The organism is Bradyrhizobium sp. F1.13.3, assembly GCF_040548265.1.
Classification (GTDB): domain Bacteria; phylum Pseudomonadota; class Alphaproteobacteria; order Rhizobiales; family Xanthobacteraceae; genus Bradyrhizobium.
The window spans coordinates 1-16,490 of record NZ_JBEPRI010000003.1 but is presented as its reverse complement, the minus strand read 5'-3'; the positions used below and the strand labels follow the sequence as shown (position 1 = coordinate 16,490).

The window sequence follows — 16,490 nt, the reverse complement described above, 5'->3', positions numbered from 1 at the left end:
GCTTGTTTGCACAGAGCACTGCGCTTCACCGGCGGATTTGGAAGGCCAACCTCACCGCCACGCGGTCAGGCGAGAGCGGCCATTGCCGGATAATCCCATTTGATTTCGCTCGGCTTTTCATGTCGATCGGGCAAGGCAGACAGAATGGGCGGAAGCGACTGTCGCGGTGTTCGCAAATGCATACGCGTGATGGCGCGTCTCTGCTCAACTTCACATCAAGCCTGCATAGCGGGTTCCGATTTGGTTTGATCCGTCACAAATTTGCAACAGGCGTCACGCGCAAGCCGGCACTGCAAAGGCTGTTCGGGGGGCCTTTGAGGACGATCGCCGCCTGCGAGAGCCGCGACTCGCCGACACCACCTGGCTGCCGAAGCGTTGAGCAAGGGATGACGCTTTTTCACACCTTACGCGACGGTTCAAACTAGCTCAGTATTGAGGCACTTCATCCCATGCAAGCGCATAAGCGAATGTTGGATCCCACGGCTAACAGCCTGCATTCCGGCGAGTCCCCGCTCCTCAGGACGATCGGGCTCACCAAGCGCTATGGCGATTTCCTCGCCAACGATTCCATCGACATCGACATCTGGCCAACGGAAATCCACGCGCTGCTCGGCGAGAACGGCGCCGGCAAGTCGACGCTGGTCAAGGCGATCTACGGGTTGATCCAGCCCAGCGCCGGCCAGATTTGCTGGCAGGGCCAGCCGATCGTGCAGTCCGGTCCCTCGGAAGCGCGCAGCCGCGGCATCGGCATGGTGTTCCAGCATTTCTCCCTGTTCGACAATCTCACCGTCGCCGAGAACGTCGCACTCGGCCTCGACGGGAAAGAATCCTTCAAGGACATGTCGGCGCGGCTTGAGCAGGTGTCGAAGACTTATGGATTGCCGCTCGATCCCAAACGCGAGGTCTGGCAATTGTCGGTCGGCGAGCGCCAGCGCATCGAAATCGTTCGCGCGCTGATGCAGGATCCGCAATTCCTGATCCTTGACGAGCCCACCGCAGTGCTGACGCCACAGGAAGCCGACCAGCTCTTCGTCGTGCTGGAGCGGCTCAAGGTCGAAGGTCGCGCCATCCTCTACATCAGCCACAAGCTCGAAGAGGTGAAGCGCCTGTGCGACACGGCAACGATCCTGCGCGGCGGCAAGAAGGTGGAGACCTGCAATCCCAGGCTTGAGACCGCCGCTTCGCTCGCGCGCATGATGGTCGGCGGCGAGATCAAGGAGGTGAAGGCGGCCGCCGGCCGGCAGACCACCGTGCCGCGCCTCGTCGTCAACGACCTCTCGCTCGCCCCCGGCGAGGCGCATGGCGTGCGGCTCGAGCACATCTCGTTCGAGCTGAAAGGCGGCGAGATCCTCGGCATCGCCGGGGTCGCCGGCAACGGCCAGGACGATCTGTTCGCCGCGCTGTCCGGCGAACGCCTCTCGAAGGATCCCGGCACGATCGTGATCGAAGGCCTTGCTGCCGGCCATCTCTCGATCACGCAGCGCCGCAAACTCGGCGCGGCCTTCGTTCCGGAGGAGCGGCTCGGCCACGGCACGGCGCCGCGCATGAAGCTTTCGGAGAACGCGCTGCTCACCGGCCACGCCGCCAGCGGCATGGTTCATCACGGCTTCATCGATACTGCGGCCACTCTGAAGACTGTCGACCGCGCAACCAAGACGTTTGACGTCCGCAAGGCCAAGCGCGATCCGGAAGCAGCATCCCTCTCCGGCGGCAATTTGCAAAAATTCATCGTGGGACGCGAGATCCTGCGCAATCCCGCAGTGCTGGTGGTGAGCCAGCCGACTTGGGGCGTCGACGCCGGCGCGGCCGCCGTCATCCGCCAGGCGCTGCTTGATCTCGCGACGGCAGGCGCCGCCGTGCTCGTGACCAGCCAGGACCTCGACGAGCTCGCGGAAATCGCCGACCGCATCGCCGTGATGTTCCATGGCCATCTATCTGCGCCGCTCCCCACCAGCGAGGCGACGCGCGAAAGACTCGGCTTGTTGATGGGCGGCAGCACGCTGGAACCGAAGGAGGCCGCGCATGCAGTTGGTGCTTGAGAAGCGCGCCGAGCGTTCCAACACGATCGCCCTGATCTCTCCTCTGATCGCGATCGGCCTCACGATCGTGACCATGGTCATCCTGTTCGCGATCCTCGGCAAGAATCCGCTGCTCGCCCTGCACGCGTATTTCATCGCGCCTTTGACCGACAGCTATTCGCTCCAGGAAATCGCGGTGAAGGCGACACCGCTGGTGATGATCGCGATCGGGCTGTCGCTCTGCTATCTCGCCAATGCCTGGAACATCGGCGCCGAAGGGCAGTTCCTGATCGGTGCAGTCGCCGGAAGCTGGATTGCGGTGAAGACGCAGGGCACCGACGCCGGCGCCTGGGTGCTGCCGGTCATGCTGGTGCTCGCCGCCGCCGCAGGCGCGCTCTACGCGCTGATCCCGGCAATCTGCAAGGTGAAGTTCGGCGCCAGCGAGATCCTGACCAGCCTGATGCTGGTCTATGTCGCCGATCTCTTCCTCGACTATCTCGTGCGCGGCCCCTGGCGCGATCCGCACGGCTTCAACTTCCCGACCACGGCCGAGTTCGATCCGGTGGCAACGGTGCCGCTGCTGATCGAAGGCGGCCGGCTGCATCTCGGCTCCATCATCGCCCTTCTCGTCGTCGCCGCGGTGGCGATCCTGCTCGGGCGCACCATCAAGGGATTCGAGATTCGCGTGGTCGGTGCGGCGCCCCGCGCCGCGCGGTTCGGCGGCTTCAATTCCAACCAGTTGATCATCCTGACCTTCGCCGTCTCGGGCGCGCTGGCGGGCCTCGCCGGCATCATCGAGGTTGCGGGTCCGGTCGGGCATCTCCAGCCCGGCATCTCGCCGGGTTACGGTTTTACGGCGATCATCGTCGCCTTTCTCGGCCGGTTGAACCCCCTTGGGATATTAATTGCAGGCCTTTTTCTCGCGTTGACCTTTATCGGCGGCGAGCAGGCGCAGATCGCGATGAAGATTCCGTTGGACGTCACCAAGGTATTTCAAGGCATCCTGCTGTTCTACGTGCTCGCCTGCGATTCCCTCATTCTCTATCGCTTCAAGCTGGTCTTCCCGAACCGACAGGTGGCTCGTGGAACTCATTGAAGCGATCATTCTCGCAGTGCTCGCCGCCTCGACGCCGCTCCTGATTGCGGCGACCGGCGAGCTCGTAACCGAGCGCTCCGGCGTGCTCAATCTCGGCGTCGAGGGCATGATGATCATCGGCGCCGCGTCTGGCTTTGCAGGTGCGTGGCTGACCGGCTCGATCTTCATCGGCGCACTGTTCGGCATCGTCGCCGGCACGTTGATGTCTTTGGTCTTCGCGTTGATGGCGCTCGGGCTTGCGGTCAACCAGGTTGCGACAGGGCTGGCGCTGACCATCCTGGGCGTCGGACTCTCGGGCCTGATCGGCGCCGGTTTCGTCGGCGAGCGCATCACGCCGGCGATGCATCTCAACATTCCCGGTCTCACGGATATTCCGCTTATCGGTCGCGTGCTGTTCGGCGAGGACGCCTTCGTCTATTTCTCGCTGGCGCTGGTCGTCGGCGTCTGGTGGTTCCTGTACCGCACACGGCCAGGATTGATCCTGCGCGCCTGCGGCGACAACCACGTTTCTGCGCATGCACTCGGCTACCCCGTACTGCGGATCCGAACCATCGCCGTGATGTTCGGCGGCGCCTGCGCCGGGCTTGCCGGCGCTTATCTGCCGCTCGCCTATACGCCCTTCTTCATTCCGGGCATGACCGCGGGTCGCGGCTGGATCGCACTGGCGCTGGTGGTGTTCTCGTCCTGGCGGCCAGGCCGCCTCGTGGTCGGCGCCTACCTGTTCGGCGCGGTGACGATCCTGCAGCTGCACGCGCAGGGCTGGGGCGTCGGCATTCCCTCGCAGTTGATGTCGGCGCTGCCTTACCTTGCGACCGTCATCGTTCTGGTCCTGCTCTCCCGTGCGCGCACGGGCGGATCGACCGCACCGGCTGCGCTCGGCACCGTGTTCGTGCCTGACCGCTAACGTTTCATTTCCGCGCCGTGTGCGATGGGGCGCACACGTTGCGGATCGTGGCTTTCCCCTGATGTTTGGAGATTGATGATGAGGAAATCACTTCTTGCGCTGGCTGCCGGGCTCTTGCTTGCCGGGAGCGTCAGTGCAGCCTCCGCCGCCGACAAGCTGAAAGTCGGTTTTATCTACCTCGGCCCGGTCGGCGACCTCGGCTGGACCTATCAGCATGAGCAGGCACGACAGGCCCTGGTGAAGGAACTCGGCGACAAGATCGAGACCACCTTTCTCGAAAACGTGCCTGAAGGCCCGGACGCCGAGCGCTCCATCGAGCAGCTCGTCCGCGCCGGCAACAAGCTGATCTTCACCACCTCGTTCGGCTACATGGATCCGACGCTGAAGGTCGCGAAGAAATATCCGAACGTGCATTTCGAGCACGCGACCGGATACAAGCGCAATCCGAACATGTCGACCTATTCGGCCAAATGGTACCAGGGCCGCTACATCCAGGGCCTGATCGCGGCCAAGATGTCGAAGTCGGGCGTGCTCGGCTATATCGGCTCGTTCCCGATTCCCGAGGTCGTCTCCGGCATCAACGCAACGATCCTCGCCGCGCAGACCATCAACCCGAACATCAAGGTCAAGATCATCTGGGCCAACACCTGGTTCGACCCGGGCAAGGAGGCCGACGCCGCCAAGGCGCTGATCGACCAGGGTGCCGACGTCATCATGCAGCACACGGATTCGCCGGCGGCAATGCAGATCGCCAGCGAACGCGGCAAGCTCGCCTTCGGCCAGGATTCCGAGATGATCAAGTTCGGGCCGAAGACCCAGCTGACCTCGATCCTCGACACCTGGGGTCCCTATTACATCGCCCGCGTCAAGGCCGAGCTCGGTGGAACTTGGAAATCCGAGGACAGCTGGGGCGGCCTCGACAGCCACATGTTCGCGATGGCGCCCTACACCAACATGCCTGACGACGTGAAGAAGATCGCCGAGGATGCCCAGGCCGCGATCACCGCGGGCAAGCTGCATCCGTTCAAGTGCCCGGTCCTTGGGCAGGACGGCAAACCTGTCGAGTGCAAGGGCGGCGCCAATCTCGACGACGGCCAGATCCTCGGCATGAATTTCTATGTCAAAGGCATCGACGACAAGCTGCCGGGCAAGTAGCACGCTTCTTGCTTTGCCTAGATCACCTGCTCCTCCCGGAACAGGTTCGGAGGGGGTGGCCAGAAGCACCCGGCACTTGTGGTCGCCCCCTCTTTGTATTTTTTATTTTGCGTGGATATTATCCGGCCTGCATGGCCCGCGCCGCCGAACTGTGGCGCTGGATGAGGTCTGCCACATCAAGGCCGGGGATCGCGCCGTCGATCACGGCCCATTTTCCGGCCACCATCACCCTGTCGGCCCGATGCGCTCCGCACAGCACCAGTGCGGCCAGGGGATCGCCGTGACCGGAGAAGCGCAGCTCGTCCAGCCTGAACAGCGCGAGATCGGCCGCCTTGCCGACCGCGATCTCGCCGAGTTCCGGCCGACCGACGCAGGCTGCCGAGCCCTTGGTGGCCCAGCGCAGCGCATCCCTGTGACTGACCTTCGTGACGCCGTAGCGCGCCCGCTGCAGCAGAAACGCGGCCCGTACCTCCTGCATCAGGTTCGATCCGTCGTTCGAGGCCGAGCCATCGACGCCGATGCCGATGCCGACACCGGCCTCCTCCATCTCGCAGACCGGGCAGCAGCCGGAGGCCAGGAGCTGATTGCTGCAGGCGCAATGACTGATCGTCGTCTTCGCTCTTCCGAGCCGCTTCATCTCGTCTGCATTGAAGAAGATGCCGTGGGCGAGCCACGTCCGCGCATTGAGCCAACCGCATTGTTCGAGATAGTCGAGCGGACGGCAGCCATACATCTCCTGACAGAACCTGTTCTCGTCCTCGGTCTCGGCAAGATGTGTATGCAGGCGCACGTCGAGCTTGTCGGCGAGATCGGCGGTGGCGCGCATCAGGGACGTCGACACCGAGAAGGGCGAGCAAGGTGCGAGCGCGATCTGCACCATCGCATCCGCGCCGCGCTGGTGGTGCTTGCCGACCACGCGCGCGCTGTCCGCGAGGATGGTGTCCTCATCCTGCACGACGCTATCGGGCGGCAGACCGCCGTCGCGCTGCGATAGGTTCATCGAGCCGCGCGTGAGGAGCACGCGCACGCCGAGCCGCCTGGCCACCGCCACCTCGATATCGACGGCGTCTTCGAGCCCTGCCGGAAATACGTAGTGATGATCCGTCGTGGTGGTGCAGCCCGACAGCAGCAGTTCGGACATCGCCACCGTGACACCGAGATCGAGCGCATCTGGCGTCAGCTTCGCCCACACCGGATAGAGCGCCTGGAGCCAGGGAAACAGCTCGCGGTCCATCGCCGCCGGCAGCGCCCGCGTCAGCGTCTGGTAGAAATGGTGGTGGGTGTTGATGAGGCCCGGCAGCACGACGTGGTCGCCGGCATCGAACACCGCGACGTCAGCGGTTGCGGGCGCAGCGCCGGCCGGCACCAGCTCGATGATCTGGCCGCCTTTCACCACGATCCCGCGCTCGGCGCCATCGGCGAGGATAGCCAGGGGATCCCTGATCCAGATCGGCTTTGCGTCGTTCATGAACCTGCTCCTCCTCACATCCGCTGACGACAGGCCTGCAAGGCAGGTACCGGCCTGATGGCGCTTTTGCTGCGACTTGTTGTTGCGACTTGGCGCTCGTCTTGCAAGACTTTCTCCTGGCTCGATTCACTCGTTGGAAGCGTTGGCGTCGCCATGGACTTGAATACCATCACAGCGGTCGCCCATCCGCAAACGCGCACGCAGCTGCCCGTTTGGACGCCAGGTGATGCTTGGCTCGCGGGCGGCACCTGGTTGTTCTCGGAGCCGCAAGTTCACCTGACTCGGCTGATCGATCTCACCGACCTCAAGTGGCCGGCACTGACGGTCACCGAGAGCCATTTCAGCATCGCGGCCACCTGCACCGTTGCGCAGCTCGATGGATTCGCCTGCCCACCAGACTGGTTCGCGGCGCCGCTGATCAACCAGTGCTGTCGCGCCTTCCTTGCTTCGTTCAAGATCTGGAAGACGGCGACCGTCGGCGGCAATCTCTGCATGTCGCTGCCGGCGGGACCGATGATCTCGCTCACGGCTGCGCTGGAGGGCATCTGCACCATCTGGAAGGCCGGCGGCGGCGAACAGATGATGCCCGTCGTCGACTTCGTCACCGGCAACCAGCGCAACCTTCTGGCGCCGGGGGACCTGCTCCGACAGATCGATATTCCGATCGCCGCGCTGAAGCGTCGTACGGCCTTCCGCCAGATCTCGCTGGCGCCGGTCGGCCGCTCGGCGGCACTCCTGATCGGCAGTCTGGATGCCGATGGCACGCTGGCGCTCACGGTCACCGCGTCGACGGTGCGGCCGATCCGGCTGTCCTTTCGCAAGGCCCCCGACGCGAAAGCGCTTCGCGACGCCATCGCGCAGCAGATCACCGACGATCTGTACCACACCGACATCCACGGCAAGCCGCTCTGGCGCAAGCACATGACACTGCGGCTTGCCGAGGAGATCCGCGACGAACTCCTCGGAGCACCGCCGTCATGAGCTTCGAGGTCAACGGCAAGCCGTTTTCGCAGAGCCCTCGCGCGGGCCAGTGCCTGCGCACATTCCTGCGCGAGCTGGGCCATTTCGGCGTGAAGAAGGGTTGCGACGCCGGCGATTGCGGCGCCTGCACCGTGCTGCTGGACGGCGAGCCGGTGCATAGCTGCCTGATCCCGGCGTTCCGTGCCGAAGGCCGCGCCGTCACCACGATCGAAGGTCTCGGCGGAGACGGCGGCACGCATCCGATGCAGCAGGCTTTCCTCGATGCACAGGGCTTTCAATGCGGCTTCTGCACCGCCGGCATGATCCTGACCTGCGCCTCGCTGAACCAGGCGCAGCGCACCGATCTCGGCGTGGCGCTGAAGGGCAATATCTGCCGCTGCACCGGGTATCATTCGATCGAGGATGCGTTGCTCGGCAAGACCAATATTGAGGAGAGCGTCGAGGCCGGCGCCGCATTCGGCCGCAACCTGCCGGCGCCAGCAGGCCCCGATGTCGTGCGCGGCAAGGCGCGCTACACGTTCGACACGCAGATCGACGGCTTGCTGCATATCAAGCTGCTCCGTTCACCGCACGCCCACGCGGGGATCGTCGCGATCGACACGTCGGAAGCGCTGAGCGTTCCCGGCGTGCACGCCGTGCTGACGCATGAGGATGCGCCAACCACTCTGATGTCGACCGCGCGGCATGAGAAGGACTGGATGGATCCCGAGGACACCCGTGTCCTCGACGACATCGTCCGCTTCATCGGCCAGAAGGTCGCCGCCGTCGTCGCAGACAGCGAAGCCGCCGCCGAGGAAGGGTGCCGCCGGCTGAAGGTCAGCTACGAGATTTTGCCCGCGCTGGTCGATCCGGAGCAGGCGATGGCGCCGGATGCACCCGTCATTCATCCCGATCGCACCACCGCGAACCGCGTTGCCGACGCCCAGCGCAACCTCGCCGCGGAGACGCATGGCGAATTCGGCGACGTGGCGGCTGCGCTCGCGACATCCGCCGTCACCTTCGAGGGCACCTTCCATAGCCATCGTGTGCAGCATGCCGCTTTGGAGACCCATGGCGGCCTCGCCTGGCTCGATGCTTCCGGCGTGCTCAATGTCCGCACCTCGACCCAGGTGCCGTTCCTGACCCGGCGCGCGCTGTCCGATATCTTCGAGCTTCCCATGGACAAGGTTCGCGTCTTCTGCGAGCGCGTCGGCGGCGGCTTTGGCGGCAAGCAGGAGATGTTCGTCGAGGACATTCTGGCGCTCGCCGCGCTCAAGACCGGACGGCCGGTGAAGCTGGAGCTCACCCGCGAGGAGCAGTTCATCGCGACCTCGACGCGGCATCCGATGCGGGTCCACGTCAAGGCCGGTGCAGACGCGGACGGCAAGCTCACCGCGCTTCAGCTCGACGTGCTCTCCAACACCGGCGCCTACGGCAATCACGCCGGCCCCGTGATGTTCCACTCGCTGGCCGAATCCATCAGCGTATACAATTGCCCGAACAAGCGGGTCGACGGCTACGCGGTCTACACCAACACGGTGCCGGCAGGCGCGTTTCGCGGTTATGGCTTGCCGCAAACACTGATCGCGGTCGAGGCCGCGATCGACGAACTGGCCAAGCAGCTCGGCATCAGCCCTTACGAGATGCGGCGGCGCAACGTCGTCACGCCCGGCGACCTCATGGTGTCGCCACCGCCGTCGGAATTTTACGACGTGCACTACGGCTCCTACGGGCTCGACCAGTGCCTCGACCTCGTTGAGCGCGCGATGCAGACTGATGGCCCGCAGCCGGACCTGTCGCCGGAGTGGCTGATCGGCGATGGCGTCGCGCTGACCATGATCGATACGGTGCCCCCGGCGGGCCATCTTGCAGATGCGAGGATCGCGCTCAACGACGACGCCGGCTTCGACCTCACCGTCGGCACCGCCGAATTCGGCAACGGCACCAGCACCGTGCACCGGCAGATCGCGGCAACCACGCTTGCGACCACCGTCGACCGCATCCGCCTGCGCCAGTCCGATACCGCCCATGGCGGCCACGACACCGGCGCCTATGGCAGCGCCGGCATGTTCGTCGCCGGCAAGGCGACGCATGCCGCAGCCATGCAGCTTGCGGCCGAGCTGAAGGCGGCCGCCGCCGGCGCATGGCTCTGCGACGTCGGCAGCTGCACGCTCGAGGGCGAAGCCGTCGTCAGTGGCGTGCGGCGGATGTCCTTTGTGGAGCTGGCCAAGCTCGCGCGCGAACGCGGACAGCCGTTCGCAGGCGCCGGCAATTCCGGCGGCACGCCGCGTTCGGTCGGCTTCAACGTGCAAGGCTTTCGCGTCGCCGTAAACAAGGGCACCGGCGAGCTCCGGATTCTCAGGAGCGTGCATGCGGCGGACGCCGGCGTCGTCGCCAATCCCATGCAGTGCCGCGGTCAGGTCGAAGGTGGCGTCGCGCAGGCTCTCGGTGCCGCGCTCTACGAGGAGATGGTGATCGACGCGGACGGCCGCGTCGCCAACCCCAAATTCCGCGACTACCACCTGCCCTCTTTCGCCGACGTGCCCCGCACCGAGGTCTTCTTCGCCGAGACATCCGACACGATCGGACCGTTGGGCGCGAAGTCGATGAGCGAGAGTCCGTACAATCCGGTCGCCGCCGCCCTCGGCAACGCGATCGCGGACGCCACCGGCATCCGCTTCACGGCGCCGCCCTTCAAGCCGGACCGGCTGTTTCCGGCGCTGCACGATAAGTTCGGATAGGCATATTTCGGGGGATTGATCCATGAGCAGCGAAGCCCATCCCGTCGACGAAGTCCTGCCGGTTCCACGTCTGCTCGCGCTCGGGCTTCAGCATGTGCTGGTGATGTATGCCGGCGCGGTCGCGGTGCCCCTGATCATCGGGCGCGCGCTGAAGCTGCCGCCGGAGGATGTCGCTTTCCTGATCAGCGCCGACCTGTTCGCCTGCGGACTTGCGACGCTGGTGCAATGCCTCGGTTTTGCTGGCGTCGGCATCCGCCTGCCCGTGATGATGGGCGTGACCTTCGCATCCGTGGGTCCGATGCTGTCGATGGCGAGTGCGCCGGATATCGGATTGCTCGGCATCTACGGTTCGGTGATCGCGGCCGGCCTGTTCGGCATTGTCGCGGCGCCGTTCGTAAGCCGGCTGCTGCCGTTGTTCCCGCCCGTCGTCACCGGCAGCATCATTCTCGTCATTGGAATCTCCTTGATGCGGGTCGGCATCAACTGGGCCGGCGGCGGCCTGCCGACGCTGACGAAGGTGGTCGACGGCGTCGTCGGTAGTTTTCCCAATCCGGCCTACGGACAGTTGCAGGGGCTCGGCATCTCGCTGTTCGTCCTGCTGTTCATTCTCGGCCTGATCAAATGGGGCACCGGCTTCCTCGCCAACGTCTCCGTGCTGCTTGGCATCATCGCCGGCGCCGTGCTCGCGACCATCCTGGGCGTGATGCATTTCGACAAGGTCGCTGCGGCGTCCTGGGGCGCGCTCGTGATCCCGTTCCGCTTCGGCATGCCGCAATTCCACCTGGTACCAGTTATCACCATGTGCGTCGTCATGGTCGTGGTGATGATCGAATCACTGGGCATGTTCCTGGCGCTCGGCGACATCACCGGCAAGACGGTCGACCGCGAAGCCCTGAGCCGAGGCCTGCGCGCCGACGGCGTCGGCACGCTGCTCGGCGGCATCTTCAACACCTTCCCATACACGTCGTTCTCGCAGAATGTCGGCCTCGTCTCGGTCACCGGCGTGCGCTCGCGCTGGGTGACGGTCACGGGCGGCGGCATCATGCTCGTGCTCGGCCTGTTGCCGAAGCTCGCCGCGCTGGTCGAGGCCGTGCCGCTGGTCGTGCTAGGCGGCGCCGGCCTCGTGATGTTCGGCATGGTCGCCGCGACAGGCGCACGCATCCTCACCTCGGTCGACTTCCGCAACAATCGCTACAATCTCTTCATCGTCGCGATCTCGATCGGCTTCGGGCTGATCCCGCTCGCCGCACCCGGTTTCTTCAGGAATTTGCCGCACGATCTCCAGCCGCTGCTGGAGTCCGGCATCCTGCTGTGTGCGATCGTCTCGGTGCTGCTCAACGCCTTCTTCAACGGGTTGAGCGGCGGTGCTGCGGCGGAAGCGGATGCAGCAGCAGTCGTCTCATCCGCGCAACATGTTTAACTGCCGCGGTAGGTCGAATAGCTCCAGGGCGTGACGAGCAGCGGCACGTGGTAATGGCTTTCCGGCTCGCTGATCGCGAACCGCAGCGGGATCTCGTCGAGGAACGGCGGGTCGGTGAGCTGCACGTTGCGCTCGGCGTAATATTTGGCGACGCTAAACCGGAGCTCGTAGCGGCCGATCGGCAGCGGACGCCCGCCGATCAGCGGCTGGTCGGTGCGGCCATCCGCGTTGGTGACGGCGCGCGCGATCACGCGGCTTTCGCCAAGCTTGGCGAGCTCGACGAGTTCGACACGAATGCCCGGCGCGGGCTTGCCGGCGTGATTGTCCAGCACATGCGTCGAGAGCCAGCCGTGCACTTTCAGCTTGTCGTCAGCACTGACGAGCTGGTCCAGCCGCAGCGCAGCGATACGGGAGATTTCCTCGAGCGCACGGCGTGTCTCGGTCTTGGCAATGTTCTGCAGTCGCGACTCGAAGTCACGCAGAATGGAATCCTTGGTGTGCCGGCGCGCGCAGACGATATAGGGGATACCAAATTTTTCGCGATACGCATTGTTCGCCCGCTCGAAGGCCGCATATTCGGTGTCCGACAGACGGTCTAGACCAGCGCTGCTCTGCTCGGCAGTCGAGTCAGGCGTAAGTCCCGCTGCGCGCTGGGACTTGTTCGCGAGGTCGGGATGCGCGCGTATCAACGCCAGCTGCACCTCGGGCTCAGCGCTAGCGATCGCCGCCTTGATCGCGTCGAGCAGTGAATTGATGCCGGCAAACGGACGGCGCGCCGCGGCTTCTTGGGCAATCCAAGGCGAGTACTCGACCACGTTTTCAAGTACGGCCACGAAATCATCGAAGCTCGCGGCATTGAGATCAGACAAGGCGATCTGTGACATTGCTTCCCTATCCGATCTCGAAAGCATCGTCGGCAAGGCCCGCGTGCTTGTCGTGCCAATGCTGTGCGATCTGCAACCGCGTCGGCACCCAGACGCGCTCGTGCTTGCCGACGTAGTCGAGGAAGCGGATCAGCCCCGCCGCGCGGCCGGGGCGGCCGGCGAGACGACAGTGCAGGCCGACCGACATCATCTTCGGCGCGCTCTCGCCTTCGGCATAGAGCACGTCGAAGGCATCCTTCAGATAGGTGAAGAACTGCTGGCCTTCGGCAAAGCCTTGCGGATTGATGAAGCGCATGTCGTTGGCGTCAAGCGTATAGGGAATGACGAGCTGCTTGCTGCTCGCGCCCTTGACCCAATACGGCAGATCATCGGCATAGGAATCGCTGAGATAGAGGAAGCCGCCCTCCTCCATCAACAGACGGTTGGTGTTGATCGAGGAGCGTCCGGTATACCAGCCAAGCGGCCGCGAGCCGGTCGCTGCGGTGTGGACGCGGATCGCTTCCGCGATTTCCGCGCGCTCCTGCGCCTCGGTCATGTCCTTGTGCTCGATCCACTTCAGGCTGTGGCTGGCGATATCCCAGCCCGCCTCCTTCATGGCAGCAACGATTTCCGGATTGCGCTTCAGCGCTGTGGCGACACCGAACACGGTGGTTGGCCACTTCCGCTCGCTGAATATCCGCCACAGCCGCCAAAAGCCGGCCCGCGAGCCATATTCGAACATCGATTCGATGTTGGCATGGCGCTGGCCGGGCCAAGGCTGCGCGCCGAGCACGTCGGACAGGAACGCTTCCGAGGCAGGGTCGCCATGCAGGATGTTGTTTTCGCTGCCCTCCTCGAAATTGACGACGAACTGCACCGCGACCCGCGCGTTGCCGGGCCATTGCGGGTGCGGCGGGTTGCGGCCGTAACCGCGGAGATCGCGCGGGTAGCGGGTACCAGTCACTCAGACTTCCTCGAAGCGGATCGGCAGCGCGCCCTTCCACAGCACGCTCTTGCCGAGCGTTGCCAGATTCTCCAGGCCGGAGGTCAGCGTGATGAAATGGTTGCCGGCGAGCTGGCCCATCTTGCTCGCGAAGTGCACGCCGCCATAGGCCATCAGGATCTCGGTCTCGCTGATGCCGCCGGGATAGAGGATGATCTGGCCGGGTGCGGGATAGCTGGTGTGGTTCTCGTAGCCGACGCCGAAATCGAGGTCGCCGAGCGGCATCCACACGCCCTCGCCGCTCCAGCGCACGTGGATGATGTGGCTTTCGAACGGCAGCGCCTTGCGGAACGCGGCGACAGTCTTGGGCGCCGCTTGCTCCTCGAAACGGGCATCGAAGGTGAAGTCGCCGGCGCGGATAACGAGTTTGGTCATCTCATCTCTCTGGATCGGGGGCGGTGGCCCCACGGGGAATTTTCAGGCAAAGAGCACTCCGTCGGGCTTCGCGCAAGGGGCGCGGCCCCTTACCTGCGGTCGTAGGACCAGCCGAAAACGCCACTCCGCCGCGTCTCCGGCTCCGGCTCGGCGGCGGGCTGCGGCGCCTCCCTCAGTTCCGCCTGCGGCGGCGGAGGCGGCACCGGCAGATTTTCGCATTTCATGGAGTAGACCAGCTTGCCGTCCGCGGTCCGCCCGATCGGCGCGCAGGGGTCCGGATGCGCCGCCGATGTTTTTGGGGTCAGCTTGACCTGCGCCACGGCCGGCGAGGCGATCAGCAGAAAGACCAGCAGATATTTCGACATCATTGTCGCCTGAAACCAGATTTGGTCCATTGAACCGGATTGCGCAGGTCAAGTCCATCGGGGCTACGGGCGCGATTGCCGAATATTTAGCCGAGGCTAGAAAATTGGCTCGCCCCAATGTGATGTCGCGAGCGCTGATATCGGCTGGGCGCGTCGCCATGTCAGCCGCGACGGCGACCACACAAAACACACATCTCACAGCCGGGCGTCGTCACGGGAGAAAGAAACAATGCAAAGGACTTTCATCATTCTCGGCGCGACGCTGATTGCCGCCGCCACCATCCAGACCGCCGCGGCGAACGACCGCCGTCATGTCCGCAAGGCGCAGCCCCATCCCATCACCCAGTCGGTGCGCGACTCCAACGCCGCGCTCTGGCCGTCGCAGCCGACCGGGCCCGACTGGTCGCGCTATTCCAACTGCGCGATGTCTGCACCCGCGGGACGGTGATATTGAAAGCTTAGAGTTCGGTTGCTCCTGGTCATCGTGAGCCAATCGTGTCCCGGACGCGCTGCAGCGCGCAGCGTTGCTGCGCAGAGCCGGGACCCAGGGGCGACACGGCGTAATGCGGCGAGATGGGCCCCGGCTCTGCAGCGCACCGTCGAAGGGACGCTGCGCTGCGTCCGGGGCACGAGAGCGGAGCGTGAGGCACGTTCTCTCCACGTCGTCATTGCGAGCGCAGCGACTTGTCCGCCGAAGCTTTAGCGAAGGCGGAAGCAATCCAGAATCCCCGCGCGGCGGCAGACTGGATTGCTTCCGCTGCGCTCGCAATGACGGAGTATGAGGGAGTAGCGCCAATCTTCCAGTCGCATTTTTGAGATTCAGACACGCCTTCGCGTCCTCGCGGTCCTCGCCGCGGCGCTGGCAACCACCTTCTATTTGATCGCCTAGCCGAGGAGCCGCCTGAACCTATGTCGTGTCGGTCAGCATGGGAAAACCGTGCGGAGTCCTCCATTGGCTCAGAGTGTCGCGAGGTCTGCTTCCTGAGGTTTCCAAGGCAGCATCGCCCAGAACCTGCGGCGGCTGGCGTCGCTGGGCGCTCGTCCGCCACCCGCTCGGGCTCTGTGCACTGCGTAGCGTTCCAGTTGCGTAGAGAGCGTCAGGGCCGGCGCATCAAGCCGGTCGTCCTTAGCGAAATCGCCGAACCATCCATCGCTCACAGCCGACTTTTGCAACGAAATCGGCCAGAAGCTGACGTTGAGGCGCAACACCGTCCAGTTTGTAGGACCTCAGATGAGGTGGAAGGTGATTGCGATTAAGAAGAACACGACCAGTCCGATGCCAACCATCTTGAAGATGTAGGCATCCTCGACATCCCGCCCAAGCCATTCGAAATCTGGCCCCCACAGGACGGTTGCGACAAACCCTAGAACGAACGTAGTGATCACCAGCATCGCGGAAATGGTGCCCATTAATGAGCTTTCATTCGCCTGCGCGATTTTGCGGGATCATATCAACGACGGTCCGTCGCGGCGATGACACCAAATACGCCGATAAACAACCCGGCAAAAATCGAAACGAGTAATACCAAACAGTCCGCTGTGACGGCAGTAAATTGCGAACCTAGAACGCGACCTAATAGAAGCATCAGCAGCAGAAAAAATCCCAAGCAGAGCACCGGCAAAGCGCACGCCGCCGCGCCGCGAGCCGCTGAGTAGCGCTGGCCAACCGAAAGTCCTGCAACAAGTTCCAGGACCACGAGACGATACGTGGGCACTCAGGGCTCCTACGATCAAGCAGGCAGTGAGGAAGTACATCAGGCATTGCCTCAGGCATTGCCTCGCGCTGAAAAACGCGAAGAGGCGTTTACCCAAAGTCCGATGTTGATGGCGATCTCCCGCCTTTCCCGCGACCTTGGGTAGAAGTAGCGGGTGAATTTCTCGCTTACGTGTTTGGTTTAGCTTTGGTTGCGGCGATTGCGTAAAAGCTTCAGATCCGATGAACCGGGCACGAAGTGAGCGTTAATTTGAGTCTGCTTTGGGTCAGAAGCGGTCCTCGACCGGCTGCGTGCCGCAGGTCAGCAAAGGGCCGATTTTGTTGCAAAAGTTGGCTGCAATGGATTTGGCCGCTGGGCCTTTCGTTGAGCCGCGCTTTGAAGCGCTGGCCCTGACGCATTTTACGCAA

General features: G+C 64.0%; 15 protein-coding genes. 8 read left to right on the top strand and 7 right to left on the bottom strand.

All coding sequences use genetic code 11. From position 1 onward, the window contains the following. Positions 1-467 precede the first annotated feature (467 nt). From ABIB66_RS09735 to ABIB66_RS09720, 4 genes are all read left to right on the top strand, one after another. Positions 468-2,039: an ABC transporter ATP-binding protein gene (locus tag ABIB66_RS09735; protein ID WP_354254736.1), complete on the top strand. Its 1,572-nt coding sequence runs from the start codon at positions 468-470 to the stop codon at positions 2,037-2,039. After that, complete coding sequence (locus tag ABIB66_RS09730) at positions 2,023-3,114, top strand: ABC transporter permease (RefSeq protein WP_354057646.1); 1,092 nt, start codon at positions 2,023-2,025, stop codon at positions 3,112-3,114. The genes ABIB66_RS09735 and ABIB66_RS09730 overlap by 17 nt, the downstream gene beginning before the upstream one ends. Then, on the top strand, positions 3,101-4,018 hold the full coding sequence (locus tag ABIB66_RS09725; RefSeq protein ID WP_275169741.1) for an ABC transporter permease: 918 nt from the start codon (positions 3,101-3,103) through the stop codon (positions 4,016-4,018). The genes ABIB66_RS09730 and ABIB66_RS09725 overlap by 14 nt, the downstream gene beginning before the upstream one ends. A gap of 78 nt (positions 4,019-4,096) precedes the next feature. Continuing rightward, positions 4,097-5,173, top strand: a complete 1,077-nt coding sequence (locus ABIB66_RS09720; protein WP_354210264.1) for a BMP family ABC transporter substrate-binding protein — start codon at positions 4,097-4,099, stop codon at positions 5,171-5,173. Positions 5,174-5,291: 118 nt separating this feature from the next. Here ABIB66_RS09720 and ABIB66_RS09715 read toward each other — a convergent pair whose 3' ends face one another. After that, complete coding sequence (locus ABIB66_RS09715) at positions 5,292-6,641, bottom strand: 8-oxoguanine deaminase (protein WP_354210265.1); 1,350 nt, start codon at positions 6,639-6,641, stop codon at positions 5,292-5,294. Between the two features lie 153 nt (positions 6,642-6,794). On the opposite strand from ABIB66_RS09715, the gene ABIB66_RS09710 reads away from it, so the two are divergent. From ABIB66_RS09710 to ABIB66_RS09700, 3 genes are read left to right on the top strand one after another with little or no spacing between them, the layout of a single operon-like run. Next, positions 6,795-7,622 carry an FAD binding domain-containing protein gene (locus ABIB66_RS09710; RefSeq protein WP_354210266.1) on the top strand — a complete coding sequence of 276 codons (828 nt, stop codon included), beginning with the start codon at positions 6,795-6,797 and terminating at the stop codon, positions 7,620-7,622. Beyond that, positions 7,619-10,342, top strand: a complete 2,724-nt coding sequence (locus ABIB66_RS09705; RefSeq protein WP_354210267.1) for a molybdopterin-dependent oxidoreductase — start codon at positions 7,619-7,621, stop codon at positions 10,340-10,342. Before ABIB66_RS09710 ends, ABIB66_RS09705 begins: the two co-directional genes overlap by 4 nt. 22 nt (positions 10,343-10,364) lie before the next feature. Beyond that, a complete protein-coding gene (locus ABIB66_RS09700) occupies positions 10,365-11,762 on the top strand; it encodes a nucleobase:cation symporter-2 family protein (protein WP_354210268.1) in 1,398 nt (465 codons plus the stop codon). Here the strand turns inward: ABIB66_RS09700 and uraD are convergent. The 4 genes from uraD to ABIB66_RS09680 form a co-directional block, all read right to left on the bottom strand. Beyond that, positions 11,759-12,646 carry a 2-oxo-4-hydroxy-4-carboxy-5-ureidoimidazoline decarboxylase gene (uraD, locus tag ABIB66_RS09695; protein WP_354210269.1) on the bottom strand — a complete coding sequence of 296 codons (888 nt, stop codon included), beginning with the start codon at positions 12,644-12,646 and terminating at the stop codon, positions 11,759-11,761. The genes ABIB66_RS09700 and uraD overlap by 4 nt on opposite strands. A 7-nt stretch (positions 12,647-12,653) precedes the next feature. Then, complete coding sequence (puuE, locus tag ABIB66_RS09690; protein ID WP_354210270.1) at positions 12,654-13,589, bottom strand: allantoinase PuuE; 936 nt, start codon at positions 13,587-13,589, stop codon at positions 12,654-12,656. Further along, entirely contained in the window at positions 13,590-14,003 is a 414-nt protein-coding gene (locus ABIB66_RS09685) for a DUF3830 family protein (protein WP_007601448.1), read from the bottom strand. A gap of 89 nt (positions 14,004-14,092) precedes the next feature. Continuing rightward, positions 14,093-14,371, bottom strand: a complete 279-nt coding sequence (locus ABIB66_RS09680; protein ID WP_275169730.1) for a hypothetical protein — start codon at positions 14,369-14,371, stop codon at positions 14,093-14,095. A gap of 226 nt (positions 14,372-14,597) precedes the next feature. Here ABIB66_RS09680 and ABIB66_RS09675 point away from each other — a divergent pair, with 226 nt between their 5' ends. Continuing rightward, the gene (locus ABIB66_RS09675) at positions 14,598-14,816 is read left to right on the top strand and encodes a hypothetical protein (protein WP_275169729.1); all 219 of its coding nucleotides are present in this window, start codon (positions 14,598-14,600) and stop codon (positions 14,814-14,816) included. Positions 14,817-15,595: 779 nt separating this feature from the next. Here ABIB66_RS09675 and ABIB66_RS09670 read toward each other — a convergent pair. Beyond that, on the bottom strand, positions 15,596-15,778 hold the full coding sequence (locus ABIB66_RS09670) for a hypothetical protein (RefSeq protein WP_354210271.1): 183 nt from the start codon (positions 15,776-15,778) through the stop codon (positions 15,596-15,598). A 41-nt stretch (positions 15,779-15,819) separates the two neighbouring features. Next, on the bottom strand, positions 15,820-16,083 hold the full coding sequence (locus ABIB66_RS09665; RefSeq protein ID WP_354210272.1) for a hypothetical protein: 264 nt from the start codon (positions 16,081-16,083) through the stop codon (positions 15,820-15,822). Positions 16,084-16,490: the final 407 nt, after the last annotated feature.